This is a genomic window from Geomonas azotofigens (assembly GCF_018919395.1).
In the GTDB taxonomy this organism is placed as follows: Bacteria; Desulfobacterota; Desulfuromonadia; order Geobacterales; family Geobacteraceae; genus Geomonas; species Geomonas azotofigens.
In genome coordinates, this window is the sequence record NZ_JAHLME010000007.1 from 96,071 (window position 1) to 110,931 (window position 14,861).

Consider the following 14,861-nt stretch of genomic DNA (forward strand, 5'->3'; position numbering starts at 1 on the left):
TGGCGGCGCCTTCCTTTTCAGGCGATCCTGGTGAACTTCTCCTTGGGGACCATGCAGACCGCACACTTGTCGGGGGCCTCGTCGTAGACGGTGTTGCCGCAGACTTCGCAGACGTAGACGGCACGGTCGGCGAGATCGACGCCGTTTTGCACCGCCGCCAGCGCCTGCTGGTACAGATCGTGATGGACTTCTTCCACCGCTAGGGCGAACTTGAAGGAGTTCTCCGCGGCGCGGTGCCCCTCCTGCTTCGCCTGCTCGAGAAACGGCGGGTACATCTTCTGGAATTCGAAACCTTCTCCCTCGATGGCCTCTTTCAGGTTATCGACGGTGCTCTTGATCCCGTCCATGGCGCGCAGATGCGCATGGGCGTGCACCGTTTCGGCGTGTGCCGCGGCCCGAAACAGCTTGGCCACCTGCGGCAGCCCCTCCGCTTCCGCCTTCTTGGCAAAGGCGAGGTATTTACGGTTGGCTTGGCTCTCTCCGGCAAAGGCCTCGGCAAGGTTGTCCCTGGTCGACATCTCTTCCTCCTCGTTATGGGTAAATGTGCAGCATGAATATAACGAGGCATCTGTCCCCGTCAAGGCGCCGGGTACATTATATTTGTCTGATATGTATACGTTTTTCGGTCCGGATCGCCCGCGGGCGGGGTTGTCTTGACATTAACATACGCCAATGTACTCTTCGTGGGTGTTGCGGCAAGAGTGTCGCTATCGGCGGCACCTGCGAGGTGGCGCATGGCGCGTGAGATCACCACTCTTCAGGAGATGCTCGACCGGATCGGAGATTCCGCTGACGATGCGGGGCACGTCACCTTGGGGAAAATTGTGGAATCGGTGGGGAACCGGTCCTTCGGGCCGCTGCTGCTCATGGTGGGGGTGATCGCCGCTTCGCCGCTCAGCGGCATGCCGGGGGTGCCGACCGCCACCGGTTTTCTGATCCTCCTGATCGCGGTGCAGCTGTTTTTCCGTCGAGATCACTTCTGGCTCCCCAAGTGGTTGCTCCGGCGCTCCCTGGCTGAGGACAAGGTGCTCACGGCGATCAGGTGGCTGCGCCCCGTGGCGCGCTTCATCGACCGGTGGCTGCGTCCACGCCTGCCTGCGCTGATCAGGGGGGGGAGCATCTACCTGATCTCGTTCATCTGCGCGTCCATAGCGGTCGTGATGCCGATGATGGAGTTGGTCCCCTTCTCCGCGCATGGCGCCGGGCTGGCCCTTTCCGCCTTCGGTCTCGCTCTTATCTCGCGCGACGGGCTGCTGGCGCTGATCGCGTTCGTGGTGACGGCGGTGAGTCTCGGTGTTGTGATCTACCAGTTCAGCTAGGCCGGCAGGTCAGGGAAGGTACTCCTCGCGCACCGGGGAGAACACCTCGATCGCCACGGACTCCTCGACTATCTCGGCGTTATGCCGCGCGTCCCCCGCGATGCACCAGCTGTCCCCCGGCAACACCTCCTGGATGTTCCCGTCGATGTTGAGCCTGATCCGGCCGCTCACCAGGTACCCGGTCTGTTCGTGGGGGTGGCTGTGCGGCGGCAGCAGCGCACCCTTTTCCAGCAGGAACTCCACCATCAGAGTCTTCGCCCCGTGCACCAGGGTCTTCTGCCGGATTCCCGGCAGCACCTGCTGATATCCCTCGTCGCTTCTCTTTTCGAACATCTTTCCTCCTCTTGATTGGTTCCGCCGGGGAATATTCAGGCGCCCTCAAGCGCGCCGGTCTGGCGCAGCGCCTCGTACAGCACGATGCCGGCCGAGGTGGAGAGGTTCAGGCTGCGCACTTTTCCCGTGATCGGGATCCGCACCGCCGTCTCAGGGTTCGCCTCGATGAGCTCCTCGGGGAGCCCCTTGGTCTCCTTGCCGAACACGATGAAGTCGCCGGGACAAAAGCGGAACTGCAGGTAGCTTTGGGGCGCCTTCTTGCTGGTGTAGATGAAGCGCCCCTGCGGGAACGCCTCTTTCAGCGCGGCGAGGTCGTCCCAGTAGCGGATGTCGACCTCGCTCCAGTAATCGAGCCCGGCGCGCTTCAGGTAGCGGTCGTCGGTGGAGAAGCCGAGCTTGCCGACCAGGTGCAGGATGGTCCCGGTGGCGCCGCAGAGACGGGCGATGTTGCCCGTGTTGGGTGGAATCTCGGGCTCCACCAGCACTATGTGAAATGGTTGCCGCAAGGACATCGGAGACCTCATGATGGTTACGTTTCAGGTGACGAAAAAGGGCTCTGTCAGAGAAAAAATCGACACAGGATGAGCCAAATTTTGACCCCGAAGATGAGCTTCCAGAACAGGTGATATTAGTAGCGCAAAGCCAAAAATAAGGCAAAGAGAAACGGCTAAAAGCCAGTAACGGCGGGAGGTTGTCTGGGGGGCAGGTTCTGTAAGCTTGCAATTTATCGACAGATAGTCTATGATGCCCCCCTCACACACCTACCGGAGGCAACTTTGGACACGCCTGACAACAGTGGTCACTTCGGCCGTTTCGGCGGCAGATACGTATCGGAAACGCTCATGCCGGCGCTGCTCGAACTCGAGCAAGCGTACAACCATTTTCGCACCGAAAAGGGGTTCCAGGAGGAGTACGCCTACTACCTGCGCCAGTATGTCGGCCGCCCGAACCCGCTCTACTTCGCCGAGAAATTGAGCCGTAAAATGGGGGGCGCGAAGATCTATCTGAAGCGCGAGGACCTGAACCACACCGGCGCGCACAAGGTCAACAACACCATCGGCCAGGGCCTGCTCGCCAAGCGGATGGGGAAGAAGAAGGTGATCGCCGAGACCGGCGCCGGGCAGCACGGCGTGGCGACGGCGACGGTGGCGGCGCTCTTCGGCATGGAGTGCGAGGTGTTCATGGGCGAGGAGGATATCCGCCGCCAGTCCCTGAACGTGTTCCGGATGAAACTGCTCGGGGCCAAGGTAACGCCGGTCAGCTCCGGCACCGCGACCCTGAAGGACGCCATGAACGAGGCGATGCGCCAGTGGGTGACCTACGTGGAAGACACCTTCTACATCATCGGCACCGTCGCCGGCCCCCATCCCTACCCGGTGATGGTGCGCGACTTCCAGGCCATCATCGGCCAGGAGGCGAGGGCGCAGCACCTGGAGGCCGAGGGGAGGCTTCCTGATTACCTGGTCGCGGCGGTAGGTGGCGGCAGCAACGCCATCGGGCTCTTCCACCCCTTCGTCAATGACGAATCCGTAAAGATGATCGGCGTCGAAGCCGCCGGCTACGGCATCGACAGCGGCAAGCATGCGGCGCCGCTTTCCGCCGGCAGCGTCGGTGTGCTGCACGGCAACAAAACCTACCTCCTGCAGGACGAGTACGGTCAGATCGCCCATGCCCATTCCATCTCGGCCGGATTGGACTACCCGGGCGTGGGACCGGAGCACTCGTACCTAAAAGAGATCGGACGGGCCAGCTATGTCTCCGTCACCGATGACGAGGCCCTGGACGCATTCCAGGTGCTGACCCGCGAAGAGGGGATCATCCCCGCACTGGAGTCTTCCCACGCGGTCGCCCACGCGCTGCGTCTGGCTCCGACACTTTCCGCCAATGAGAGCATCGTCGTCTGTCTGTCGGGCAGAGGCGACAAGGACATCCATACCGTGGCAGATGTTATGGGGGTGCAGCTTTAATATAGAAAATTCGAGGCTTTAGTGGGGGAGCTCCGCTGGGCGGGGCTCCTTTTTTATTCGACTTTATTGTAAAAAACTAATGTACTGCTTGCAATTCTGTCGGGTTTGATTACACTGATAACCTCAGATTGGCGACGAGCCAATGTGATTCCAATGAAAGGAGATGATTGGCGCGGGCTTCACTACCGACATTTAGTATCTCTACCTAAAGCCGGCAAAAGCCATATCAACAGCGATTTATGAAACGAAAACTTGCATTGCTGGTCGCGGTGCTCTTGATGAACGCATCGTGCGACCAGTCCCACCTGCAGCAGGCGCAGGTACCGGTGACTCCCTCGGTTTCGGAGTCGGACCGGGCGTTGCTGACCTGGGCAGAGGGGAGCGAGAAGCAGGGAGAGAAATCCCCCGCGACACCCCCGGCCGTGCAGATGGATCTGCCCAAGGCGGCAGAACTTGACGGAAGGAAGAAACTGGTTCCCGCCATCTACGCCACGTTCGCCCGCAGGACAACACCTGCCCGGGCCAAGTGGCTCGCGGAAATCTGCTACGAAAAGACGGAGGGAACGAAATTCACGCCGCTGGATCTGGCTGAGATAGCTCTGGCGGAAACAGGCGGACACAAGCTCTCCTCGAGAGCGGTATCCCCCAAGGGTGCCCTGGGGGTCTGGCAGTTGATGCCGGAGCGGGCGGAAAGCCACGGCTACACCCCGCAGGACATGTGGGACGACGAGAAGTGCGCGGAGGCGGCCGTCAAGGAGCTTTACGAGAAGCTGGACATGGCCAAGGGCAACATGGCCCGGGCCAAGAGGCTCTACTGCGGCACCGGCCCGGCGGCGAAGGCCTACGACAAGATCCGCAAGCGCTTCAGAACGGAGATACTGCGGGAGATGCAAAGGGGCATGCTGATGCAGCAGGTGGCGGTCAACGGATAGTCCTTTTGCTGTTTGAGCAATGGTTGTGCTATAGTGGGCGGGTTCTTTCGGGGACCCGCCCTCTTTGTTTTCGGGCTAACACCTTTTCAGGAGTCTGTAGTGAGAAAAATTTTCGCCCTCTTGTTAGTCGTCGTCCTTCTTTCCGGATGCAGCAAGCTGGTCAATGCCCCGGTGGTCACCGTGCAGGATCTGAACGTGGTCTCGGTGGATCCGACCGGCGCCGGCATGGAACTGTACCTGCGGGTGCAAAACACCAACAGCTTCGACGTCAAGCTGCAGGGGTACAGCTATGACATCAAGATCATGACGCTGCCGCTGGCCAAGGGAGGCGCGCGGGAAGAGATCAACTTCCCCGCCAACGAGGAGACCGACGTCCGCATCCCGATCCGCATCACCTATGCCGACCTGCTGGAGATCCTCAAGCGCAAGCCTGATCCGGACAAGATCCCGTACCAGCTCGCGGCCGGTCTGGACCTGGAGACCCCGGTGGGGCAGATGACCGTGCCGGTCAAAAAAAACGGCACCTACGCCATTCCCAAGAAGTACCGCCCGGCAGCCATCTTCGGCAAACTCGCCGATCTTTTGAAATTCTAAAAAAACTTGGCCACGGAGAAAATCTGAGGACATCTGAGAAACCTGGACGGGATCTTGGCATGGCCCGTCTATCCCGTGGCTTGGCCTTGATGGAGATGTCATGAACGTTGTAGATATCACGGGGCTTTCCAAGAGCTTTGGCTCCCGTGTCTTGATGGACTGCGTCACCTTCGCCGTGGGAGAGGACGAGCGGGTGGGAGTGATCGGCGCCAACGGCGCCGGCAAGTCGACGCTCCTTACCATCCTTGCCGGCGCCGAGGACCGCGACGGCGGTTCCATCGCCATGAAACGCGGGGCCTCGGTCGGCTACCTGAGCCAGGAACCGGTGCTCGACGACACGGCCACCGTCGCGGCCGAGATCGAGAGCGGCCTCACCGCCATCCGTGCCGCCATGGCGAGCTTCAACGAACTTTCCGAAAAGATGGCGGGGAACCCGCCCGACATGGACCGCCTGCTCGCCCGCCAGGGGGAACTCACGGTCTGGATCGAGCACCACGGCGGGTGGAACACCGACCACCGTGTGCTGGAGATGATGACCCACCTGCAGCTTCCCGACCCGAACCAGGTGATCGGCACGCTTTCCGGCGGCACCAAGCGTCGCGTCGCGCTGGCGAAGCTCCTGTTGCAGGCGCCCGAACTGCTGCTCCTGGACGAGCCGACCAACCACCTGGACGCCGACACCACCCAGTGGCTCCAGGACCACCTGAAGGCCTACCCGGGCGCGGTGATGCTGATCACCCACGACCGCTACTTCCTGGACCAGGTGGTGACCCGGATGCTGGAGCTCGAGCGCGGCGCCCTCGTCTCCTACCAAGGGGGATACTCCACCTACCTCACCCAGAGAGAAGAGCGGCTCATGAACGAGGCGAGCCGCCGCTCGCGCCTTTTGAACCTGTTGCGCATCGAGACCGACTGGATCCGGCGCGGCCCCCCGGCGCGCTCCACCAAGCAGAAGGCGAGGATCGACCGCTACCACGCGCTCGAAGAAAGCGTCTCCGGCCCGGGGCGCCGCGACCTCAAGATCGGCTTCAACACCGAGGAGGGGCTGGGCGGGACGATCCTGGAGCTGGACGGCGTCGTCAAAGGGTACGGTGAGAGGACGCTGGTGAACCGGCTCAGCTTCGGCATGAAGCGCGGCGACCGGATCGGCGTGATCGGTCCCAACGGCTGCGGCAAGACCACCCTGATCCGGATGATCATGGGGGAGGAGGAGCCCGACCAGGGAAAGGTCGTTGTCGGCAAGAAGACCAAGATCTCCTACTTCGACCAGCTGCGCGAGGTGCTCGATCCGAACCAGACCATCTACGACTTCTTCGGCGAGGGCGACTACGTGACCACCGCCAACGGCGAGAAAAGGCACAAGATCGGCTACCTGGAGGACTTCCTGTTTTCGGGGGAGGATCGCAGGCGGCCGGTGGGGAGCCTCTCCGGCGGCGAGAAGAGCCGGCTCATCCTGGCGAGACTCATGCTGCAGGACTCGAACCTGCTGGTCCTGGACGAGCCGACCAACGACCTGGACATCCCGACCCTGCAGCTTCTGGATGCCTCCATCTCCGCCTTTCCCGGCTGCGTCCTCATGGTGACCCACGACCGCTTCTTCCTGGACAAGGTGGCGACCGGCGTGTTGGCCTTCGAGGGTGATGGCGAGGTGGTCTTCTACGAGGGGAACTACAGCAACTACCGGGAGCGCAAGGAGGCGGACCGCGTGGCGGCAGCCGCGCAGCGGGTCGAGAAGAAGGAGGCCCAGGCGTCCAAGGTGGAGAAGCCCAGGAAGGGGCTCACCTACGCCGAGCGGATCGAACTGGAAAAGCTGGAGGGGAGCATCGAGGTGCTGGAACAGGATTTCGCCCGGGTGCAGGAACTTCTGGGGGATCCCACCCGCTACGACACGGTCGATGGGGGCATCGCCGCCATCACCGCCGACTACGGCAGGCTGGAGGCGGAACTCGCCGCGGCATACGGGCGGTGGGAGGAGTTGGAGACGAAGAAGGGCGGGTGATCCATTGACGATCAACAATCTAAATTTTAACCAAAATCGGTGATGGCGAGCAATCGCTGTCGATACGGCAAAGGCTTCTGGAGACGCTCTCTCAGAAGCCTTTGCTTTTCGCTGTGCGGCACCGTTAAGGGGACTGGCACCTGGCGGAGCCAGTCCCCCTCGTCAATTGCTTTTAAATATTTCCTTGGCCAGCCTCAAGCTCACCTTTCTCTTGGTGGCGATGGCGGTGCGGTTGATGGTCTCCAGCGCGTAGACCAGGGACGGGATGTCGCGGCGCACCTTCAGGAGCATCTCGTCGATCACCTCGTCAGGCAGGGTCATCTGCCGGTCCTCGGCGAGTTTCTTCAGGATCATGCGACGGGATTCGTCGTCGGAGACGTCCATGCGGGCCACGAGCCCCCACAAAAGGCGGCTGGTCAGGTGGCCGTCCAGGTGCGGCAGCTCTTTCGGCGGCGTGAGGCCGGAGATGGCGATCTTTCTTCCTGAACTGTAGAAGGCGTTGAACAGTTCCCAAAGCTCGACCCTCAGCTCCTGGCGGTCCGGCAACAGGTCCAGGTCATCGAGGATGAGCGCCTTGGCGCCGGCGAAGTGTTCGGCAAGGCGCGAGGGGCCCTCGCTGCGGCAGCTTTTGCCGTAGAGGGCGTCGGCGTCGCGGAAGGAGAAGTACCTGCCGTCGATTTCGCTGGAGAGGGCGGTCAACAGGTGGGTCTTGCCGGAGCCTTCGGGACCGTAGACGTAGAGGAGGTTTTCCGCGTCGCTGCCGCTGGCGAGCCGCTGGGCGAACTGGTAGGCGGTCTTGTTGCCGCCGCAGACCACGAAGTTCTCGAAGCAAAAGCGGGGCACGACCGGGAAATCGAAGATAAGCTGCATCTCTAAAACAACCTTCCCTGCGGCGGCTCCGGTGCGATCCTGCCGAAATGATGATAGGCCGCGGCGGTGGCGACGCGCCCACGCGGGGTGCGGTTCAGGAAACCGTTCTGGATCAGGAAGGGCTCGTAGACGTCCTCGATGGTATCGCTCTCCTCGCTGATGGCCGCAGCGATGGTGTCCAGCCCCACCGGCCCCCCCCCGAACTTGTCGATGATGGTCAAAAGGATGGCGCGGTCCATGGTGTCGAAGCCCATGTCGTCGATCTCCAAAAGCGCCAGCGCCTGGTCCGCCACCTTTCGGGTGATCACGCCGTCGGCGCGCACCTGGGCGAAGTCGCGCACGCGACGCAGCAGGCGGTTGGCGATCCTCGGCGTGCCGCGGCTTCTGCGCGCCAGTTCCAGGGCGCCATCGGGCGCGATCTCCATCCCGAAGATGCGCGCGGAGCGGGTGATGATGAAGGCGAGTTCGTCGTGGGTGTAGAACTCCAGCCGGGAGATGACGCCGAAGCGGTCCCTCAGCGGCGAGGAGAGGAGCCCGGCGCGGGTGGTGGCGCCGACCAGGGTGAACTTGGGGAGGTCGAGCTTGATGGTGCGCGCGCTGGGGCCCTGGCCGATGATGATGTCGAGCTGGAAGTCCTCCATGGCGGGGTAGAGGATCTCCTCGACCACGTGGGAGAGTCGGTGGATCTCGTCGATGAAGAGGACGTCGTGCGGCTCGAGGTTGGTGAGGATGGCGGCCAGGTCGCCCGGGCGCTCGATCACCGGACCCGAGGTGGACTTGATGTTCACCCCCATCTCGCAGGCGATGATGTTGGCGAGCGTGGTCTTCCCCAGTCCCGGCGGGCCGTACAGCAGGACGTGGTCCAGGGCCTCGCCCCTGCCGCGCGCCGCGTCGATGAAGAGCCCGAGGTTCCCCTTCGCCTTTTCCTGTCCCACGTAGTCCGCCAGCGCCCGGGGGCGCAGCGATGCTTCAAGGAGGTCGTCTTCGGATCTCTCGGCGCTGATAAAGCGGGTCATACCTCTCCTTGCCGGCGGCTTGTGCCGCCTGAATGCAGGGAGCCAAATTATAACAGTTGAAGGTAAAGGTCAAGGGGCATGCCCGGCCGGCGCGGCCGCCTGCATCAGCTCGTGGGTCTTGGTGAGGAGCACCTTGGCGGAGAAGGGCTTGGCGAGGAAGGGCGCATCCCACTGGAGGATGTCCTGCAACGAGGCCGACCTCGCCGGGTAGCCCGAGATGAACATGACCTTGAGCCGCGGCTGCTGTTCACGGATCACCCGGTACAGCTCCGGACCGCTCATCCCCGGCATGATGACGTCGGAGACCATGAGGTCGAACGAGGTGCCGGCGCACGCCTCCAGCGCCTCGGGACCGCTCCCCACGCTGACCACGCTGTAGCCCTGATCCTGCAGCGCGCTTTCCAGGAAATCGCGCACCGCCTTCTCGTCCTCGACCACGAGGATTTTCCCGACGCCACGGGGGATCGCGGCCGCTTCGGGTGCGGGCTGGGCGGTCTCGACCCTGTCGATGCGGGGGAGGTAGATCCGGAAGGTGGTTCCCCGTCCCGGTTCACTGTACACCGAGATGCTCCCCTGGTGCTGCTTGACCACGCCGTGCACCGTGGAGAGCCCCAGCCCGGTCCCCTCGCCGGGCCCCTTCGTGGTGAAGAAGGGCTCGAAGATGCGGGACCTTGTCGCCTCGTCCATGCCGGAGCCGGTGTCGCTTACCGATATCACGGCGTAGCGACCTGGCGGCATCCCCTCCTCGAGCCAGCGGTCCGAACTCTGCAGCACAGCTCCGGTGGTCTCGATGGTGATGGTCCCACCAGGCGCCATGGCATCCCGCGCGTTCACGGCGAGGTTCAAGAGGACCTGCTGCAACTGCGCGGCGTCCGCCCTGATGCAGAGCTCCTCCGGGGCCAGGTTCACCTGGAACTTGATGTCCTCGCTGATCAGGCGGCGCAGCATCTTCGATTGCGACAGCACCTCGTCGTTCAGGTTCATTTCCTTCATGGTCAGGACCTGCTTGCGGCTGAAGGCGAGGATCTGGCGGGTCAGATCGGCGGCACGGGTGGCCGCGTCGAGGACGCCGTGGATCGCCTTGGCCCCCTTCGTGTCAGCGGGGATGTCGTACAGCGCTATCTCGGCCCCGCCGATGATGGCGGTCAGCAGGTTGTTGAAATCGTGCGCTATCCCCCCCGCCAGCACGCCGATTCCCTCCAGCTTCTGCGCCTGGAGCAACTGTCGCTCCAGCATGTTGCGCTGGGTAATGTCGAGGAAGGTGACCACGCAGCCGACCAGTTCGCCGTCACGCAGGATCGGGTGGGACCAGTACTCGACGGGGATGGCCGTGCCGTCCTTCTTGCGGAAACTCTCGTTCAAGGTATGGCTGCCGTGGCCGGCGGACAGCGTTTGGCAGATGGGGCAATCGCGCTCCTCGATGGCGGCTCCATCCGAGTCGGTGTGCCCGAGGAAGCTGTGCATGTGGTTGCCGACGATGTCGTCCGGGGCGTCGTATCCCAAAAGCCGGACACAGGCTGGGTTGCAGAAGGTGCAGGTCCCCTCGCGGTTGATGGCGAAGATCGCCTCCGCGGTCGAGTTGAACAGCAGCCGGATATGCTCCTCCCGTTCCGAGAGCGCTTCTCTGACGCGGATTTGATCGTCCAGGGCCTGGCGTAACTGCAGGGTCCTTTTGGCTACCGTCTCCTCCAGTTCGTGCTTGGTGATCAGCGTGGTTGAGAAGCGTTCCGCCATCTCGTTGAAGGCGGTGCCGATTTCGGCGATTTCCCGATGGGGGTCCTGGCGAACCCGGCTGGAGAAGTCTCCCGAGGTGATTTCGCGGATGCCGTCGAGCAGCGGCGTGATGGAGCGGTTCAGCAGCCTGCGGACGATGGCGAGGCCCAGGAACAGGGCCACCAGCGACCCCAGTACCACCGCCATCGCCGTCCTGATCACCAGCGTCCGCTCCGTCTCGGTGATCCGTTCCAGGTCGATGCCGACGGCGACCACCGCGATCTCCCTCCCCCCGGCGAGCGAGGTTATGGTGCCGAAGGTCATTTCGCTGCGGGCGGAGCTCTCCTTGGACTGGGCGCGCACCGGGAAGTCGAATTCCTTGACGCCGCCGGTGACCTCTTTCATCCAACGTGCCGCGAGGACCTCACCGTCCAGGGACTTGACCATGATGAACGCCACTTCCGGGTCCGCCGTGGCCGCCTCGAGGATATGCCCGACGTGTTTCAGTTCGCCGGTGGCCAGCGGGGAATAGATCTCGCTGGTCACCTGGCGCCCGACCATCTCCACCCGGTGCTCCAGGTCGTTGCGGAGGGTCGCCCTTTGCTGCGAAATGAAGAAGAAGCCGATGGTGCTGCCCAGCGTCAGGATAACGATGAGGAGTATCAGGTTGATGGAGATGTTGAGGCTCAGGCGCATGAGGGCTCCTGCTGACCCTCTGCTGGAGGGCGGGGAGTCCGGCACTGTTGTCCAGGGCGTGGGTGCGGCACCGGCGGTCAGTGTTCCCGGAACTTCACGGTGTAGGCGAAGGTGCCAGGGCGGCAGTAGTCGAGGCTCTTTCCGTCGACTTCGGCGTATGGATACATGAAATAGTTGACCCTCTCCTTGTTCCCCTCGGTGAAGACGATGCCGCGTCCACCCTTTTGCAGCACGATGCGGAACTCGTCGACGGCGCCAAAGAAATATTTGCGATACGGCTTCGCCGCCGCCGGGCTCAGTTTCTTCTCGTACACGGCCTTGGTGACGTCGGCCGGGTCCACCGGGACCCACCCCGTGCCGGGAAGGTAGAATTCCGCCCAGCAGTGGTGGCCGTCGGTGATGTCCGTCTGGCCCGGCCGCCCCAGCCTCAGCCCGAAGACCTCGCGGGCCGGTACGCCGGCGGCGCGGGCCAGCGCCACGTACAGCGTGCTGAGGTCGGCGCATTTGCCGCTGCGTGCGGCGAGCGTCGCCTGGACGTTCCCGACGCCGCAACCCGGCACGTTGGGGTCGCGCCTGGTGTTGTCGACCACCCAGTCGTACACCGCACGCGCCTTGGGCAGGATCCCCTTCTTGCCCTTGGTGATCTGGCGCGCGAGCGCCTTCACCTTCTTGTCATCCGAGGGTATCCAGAACTCGGACTGCACGTATTTGGCCACCTCGGGCGGGATGGGGACAGCTTTCTCCTCTAGCCTGGTGACCTTGCGCTCCATGGCCGTGGCGTCGAAGGTCACCGTCAGTCGACGCTCTTTTTGGGGGCCGCGCCATTGGGTGTAGAGGTAGAGCGCGCCGCTTTGCGGCTCACGAGACAGGGTAAAGGTTGAGTAGTTGCCGTCGAAATGCAGGTTTTCGATCTTCTGGTTCAGGTCGGAGGTGGGGTAGGGGAACCACATCTTCACATCTTGAGCGTCCTGGGGCGAGGTCACCGTTATGGCGAAAGTCACGTTACCGCTTCGCTGTTTGCTCGGGGCACAAACAGCTGTCATTGGAATTGCCAGGACAGTCAAGAAGACAACTGCCGCCGTAATAACTGCGCGCATGGATTCTCCTTTCCTTGATCAAGACTCGAAAACTCGGCATTGGATCAACTCTTGACTAGTATATCTCGCGGCTTTCTACAATCAATGAACAGCAGTTGAGGTGAAAGTGATGAGGCGGGGACAGCTGTTGTCAGGGCCGGAGCGGGTTTTAGTGCTCCGGCGCCTTCTTATTTCATCAGTTTCTTCAGTGCCTGCTTAAGAAGTGACTCCACGGTGGCCTCTTCGGGAAATTTGAGATCAGCCAATGCCTTTTGTACTACGTTCTCCTTGTAGCCCAGGTTGATCAGCGCAGAGAGGACGTCCTCGCGGATCTCCGGCTTGGGCGGCGCGGTTGCAGCCCCGGGTGCCGCGGCCGTGATGCCGAGCTTTTTCATCTTTTCCTTTAGTTCCAGCACCAGGCGCTCGGCGGTTTTCTTCCCTATACCCGGTATCGCGGAAAGCCTGGCGATGTTGCCGGTTACCAGCGAGTCCGAGAGTTCGGCCGGTTCGCTGTTGGAGAGGATGCTGTTGGCGAGCTTGGGGCCGACACCGGAGACGCCGATCAGCAGCTGGAACAGCTCCTTTTCCTGCTGGGTGCGGAAGCCGTACAGGTTGATGGCATCCTCCTTAACGGAGGTGTGGACCTGCAGGGTGGTCGTGCTCCCCTCGGCGGGGAGGGCGTAGTAGGTGGAGAAGGGGATGAAGACCTGGTAGCCCACGCCGTTCACGTCGAGGATGACGTAGTCGGGGGCCTTGTGCGCGATCTTGCCGGTGAGAAGGGCGATCATTTAAAACCTCGATGGAAAATTGGTGATTGATCAGGCATGACCTTCCGCCAAGACATTCACAATCCCCTCACCTCTCTGGGAGAGGGCGTTTCGCTACCTGATGTTTTTCAGAAGGGCGCTGATGCCGGCGGAGTGGGCGTGGCAGATGGCGACGGCCAGGGCGTCGGAGGCGTCCTCCTGGGCGATCTCGGGGAGGTTCAAAAGCGCCTTGATCATCTGCTGCACCTGGGTCTTTTCGGCGCGGCCGGTGCCGACCACCGCCTGCTTCACCTGCATCGCGGTGTACTCGTGGACGGGGAGCCCCACGTTGACCGCGGCGACGATGGCGGCGCCGCGGGCCTGACCCAGCTTCAGCGCGCTCATGGCGTTCTTGGCGAGAAAGACGTCCTCGACAGCCACCACGTCCGGCTGGTATTCGGCGATGATGGCGGAGAGACCGGTGAAGATCTTCTCCAGGCGCTGCGGGAAGTCCTTGGCGCTCTGGGTGAAGATGGCGCCGTTGTCGATGTGGACCAGGCGGTTGCCCTGCTTGGAGATGAGACCGTAACCCGTCTTGCGGGAGCCGGGGTCTATGCCGAGGATGATCATGTCAAAACCTTAAAACCATTAGCCACGGAGAAAATCTGAGAACTTCTGAGAAAACCAAAACAACAGGATCTGGTTCACCCCAAAAGCTTTTGCCTTCCTCCGATTTTCTCAGATTTTCTCCGTGGCTAATGGTGTTGCCTTTGCTTCTAAATAAAAAAGCGCGGGGGATGCCCGCGCTCTTAGTACCACAAAACGACTTGCTTATGCTACATCATCTTTTCCATGTCCTCGGCGGAGATGTCGAAGTTGGCGTACACGTTCTGGACGTCGTCGTTGTCCTCGAGACGGTCCATCAGTTTCAGCATGTTCTCGGCGTTCTTTCCTTCCAGCTTGACCATGGTCTGCGGGATCATGGTGATCTCCGCGGACTCCGGTTTGAAGCCTGCCGCTTCGAGCGCGGTCTTCACCTGGTGGAACGCGGTCGGGTCGGTGAGCACCTCGTACTGCTCTTCTTCATCCACGACGTCGTCGGCGCCGGCCTCGATGGCGGCCTCGAACAGTTTGTCGAAATCGGTGCTCTTCGGGTACACCAGGAGCCCCTTCTTGTCGAAGAGCCAGGAGACGCAGCCGGTCTCGCCCATGTTGCCGTTGCACTTGGAGAAGGTGCTCCTGACGTCGGAAACGGTGCGGTTGCGGTTGTCGGTCATGACCTCCACCAGCACCGCGGTGCCGCCCGGACCGTACCCCTCGTAGGTGGTCTCCTCGTAGTTCACGCCTTCCATCCCGCCGACGCCCTTCTTGATGGCGCGCTCGACGTTATCCTTGGGCATGTTCTCGCCTTTCGCCTTATCGATAGCAGTTCTCAGGCGCGGGTTCCCATCGGGGTCGCCACCGCCGAGCTTCGCGGCAACAGTGATTTCCTTGATCAGCTTGGTGAATATCTTGCCGCGCTTGGCATCCGCGGCGCCCTTCTTGTGCTTGATGGTACTCCATTTATTATGACCTGACATGATCTGCTTCCTTTCCAATC

General features: G+C 62.1%; 15 protein-coding genes. 5 read left to right on the forward strand and 10 right to left on the reverse strand.

Annotated features, from left to right (window positions below):
* Positions 1-17 precede the first annotated feature (17 nt).
* Positions 18-518 carry a rubrerythrin family protein gene (locus KOL99_RS18780; RefSeq protein WP_216512007.1) on the reverse strand — a complete coding sequence of 167 codons (501 nt, stop codon included), beginning with the start codon at positions 516-518 and terminating at the stop codon, positions 18-20.
* A gap of 216 nt (positions 519-734) precedes the next feature.
* Here KOL99_RS18780 and KOL99_RS18785 point away from each other — a divergent pair, with 216 nt between their 5' ends.
* Positions 735-1,319 carry an exopolysaccharide biosynthesis protein gene (locus tag KOL99_RS18785; protein WP_216512008.1) on the forward strand — a complete coding sequence of 195 codons (585 nt, stop codon included), beginning with the start codon at positions 735-737 and terminating at the stop codon, positions 1,317-1,319.
* 9 nt (positions 1,320-1,328) lie between these two features.
* Here the strand turns inward: KOL99_RS18785 and KOL99_RS18790 are convergent, their stop codons facing one another.
* A complete protein-coding gene (locus KOL99_RS18790; protein ID WP_216512009.1) occupies positions 1,329-1,652 on the reverse strand; it encodes a cupin domain-containing protein in 324 nt (107 codons plus the stop codon).
* Between the two features lie 35 nt (positions 1,653-1,687).
* Positions 1,688-2,164 carry a tRNA (cytidine(34)-2'-O)-methyltransferase gene (locus tag KOL99_RS18795; protein ID WP_216512010.1) on the reverse strand — a complete coding sequence of 159 codons (477 nt, stop codon included), beginning with the start codon at positions 2,162-2,164 and terminating at the stop codon, positions 1,688-1,690.
* 264 nt (positions 2,165-2,428) lie between these two features.
* Here KOL99_RS18795 and trpB point away from each other — a divergent pair, with 264 nt between their 5' ends.
* The 4 genes from trpB (at position 2,429) to KOL99_RS18815 (ending at position 7,144) form a co-directional block, all read left to right on the forward strand.
* The gene (trpB, locus tag KOL99_RS18800; protein WP_216512011.1) at positions 2,429-3,619 is read left to right on the forward strand and encodes a tryptophan synthase subunit beta; all 1,191 of its coding nucleotides are present in this window, start codon (positions 2,429-2,431) and stop codon (positions 3,617-3,619) included.
* A gap of 239 nt (positions 3,620-3,858) precedes the next feature.
* On the forward strand, positions 3,859-4,551 hold the full coding sequence (locus KOL99_RS18805; RefSeq protein ID WP_216512012.1) for a transglycosylase SLT domain-containing protein: 693 nt from the start codon (positions 3,859-3,861) through the stop codon (positions 4,549-4,551).
* A gap of 99 nt (positions 4,552-4,650) precedes the next feature.
* On the forward strand, positions 4,651-5,145 hold the full coding sequence (locus KOL99_RS18810; protein ID WP_216512013.1) for an LEA type 2 family protein: 495 nt from the start codon (positions 4,651-4,653) through the stop codon (positions 5,143-5,145).
* A gap of 100 nt (positions 5,146-5,245) precedes the next feature.
* On the forward strand, positions 5,246-7,144 hold the full coding sequence (locus KOL99_RS18815) for an ABC-F family ATP-binding cassette domain-containing protein (protein ID WP_216512014.1): 1,899 nt from the start codon (positions 5,246-5,248) through the stop codon (positions 7,142-7,144).
* Positions 7,145-7,306: 162 nt separating this feature from the next.
* Here the strand turns inward: KOL99_RS18815 and KOL99_RS18820 are convergent, their stop codons facing one another.
* The 7 genes from KOL99_RS18820 to KOL99_RS18850 form a co-directional block, all read right to left on the reverse strand.
* A complete protein-coding gene (locus KOL99_RS18820; RefSeq protein ID WP_216512015.1) occupies positions 7,307-8,014 on the reverse strand; it encodes a DnaA/Hda family protein in 708 nt (235 codons plus the stop codon).
* Between the two features lie 2 nt (positions 8,015-8,016).
* Complete coding sequence (gene ruvB / locus KOL99_RS18825; protein WP_216512016.1) at positions 8,017-9,030, reverse strand: Holliday junction branch migration DNA helicase RuvB; 1,014 nt, start codon at positions 9,028-9,030, stop codon at positions 8,017-8,019.
* 69 nt (positions 9,031-9,099) lie between these two features.
* The gene (locus KOL99_RS18830) at positions 9,100-11,439 is read right to left on the reverse strand and encodes an ATP-binding protein (RefSeq protein WP_216512017.1); all 2,340 of its coding nucleotides are present in this window, start codon (positions 11,437-11,439) and stop codon (positions 9,100-9,102) included.
* Between the two features lie 77 nt (positions 11,440-11,516).
* Positions 11,517-12,440 carry a transglutaminase-like domain-containing protein gene (locus KOL99_RS18835; RefSeq protein ID WP_216512018.1) on the reverse strand — a complete coding sequence of 308 codons (924 nt, stop codon included), beginning with the start codon at positions 12,438-12,440 and terminating at the stop codon, positions 11,517-11,519.
* A 263-nt stretch (positions 12,441-12,703) separates the two neighbouring features.
* Positions 12,704-13,303 (reverse strand): Holliday junction branch migration protein RuvA, encoded by a 600-nt coding sequence (gene ruvA / locus KOL99_RS18840; protein ID WP_216512019.1) that lies wholly within the window; start codon positions 13,301-13,303, stop codon positions 12,704-12,706.
* 93 nt (positions 13,304-13,396) lie between these two features.
* The gene (gene ruvC / locus KOL99_RS18845; RefSeq protein ID WP_216512020.1) at positions 13,397-13,891 is read right to left on the reverse strand and encodes a crossover junction endodeoxyribonuclease RuvC; all 495 of its coding nucleotides are present in this window, start codon (positions 13,889-13,891) and stop codon (positions 13,397-13,399) included.
* Positions 13,892-14,097: 206 nt separating this feature from the next.
* Complete coding sequence (locus tag KOL99_RS18850) at positions 14,098-14,841, reverse strand: YebC/PmpR family DNA-binding transcriptional regulator (protein ID WP_216512021.1); 744 nt, start codon at positions 14,839-14,841, stop codon at positions 14,098-14,100.
* Between the last annotated feature and the right edge of the window lie 20 nt (positions 14,842-14,861).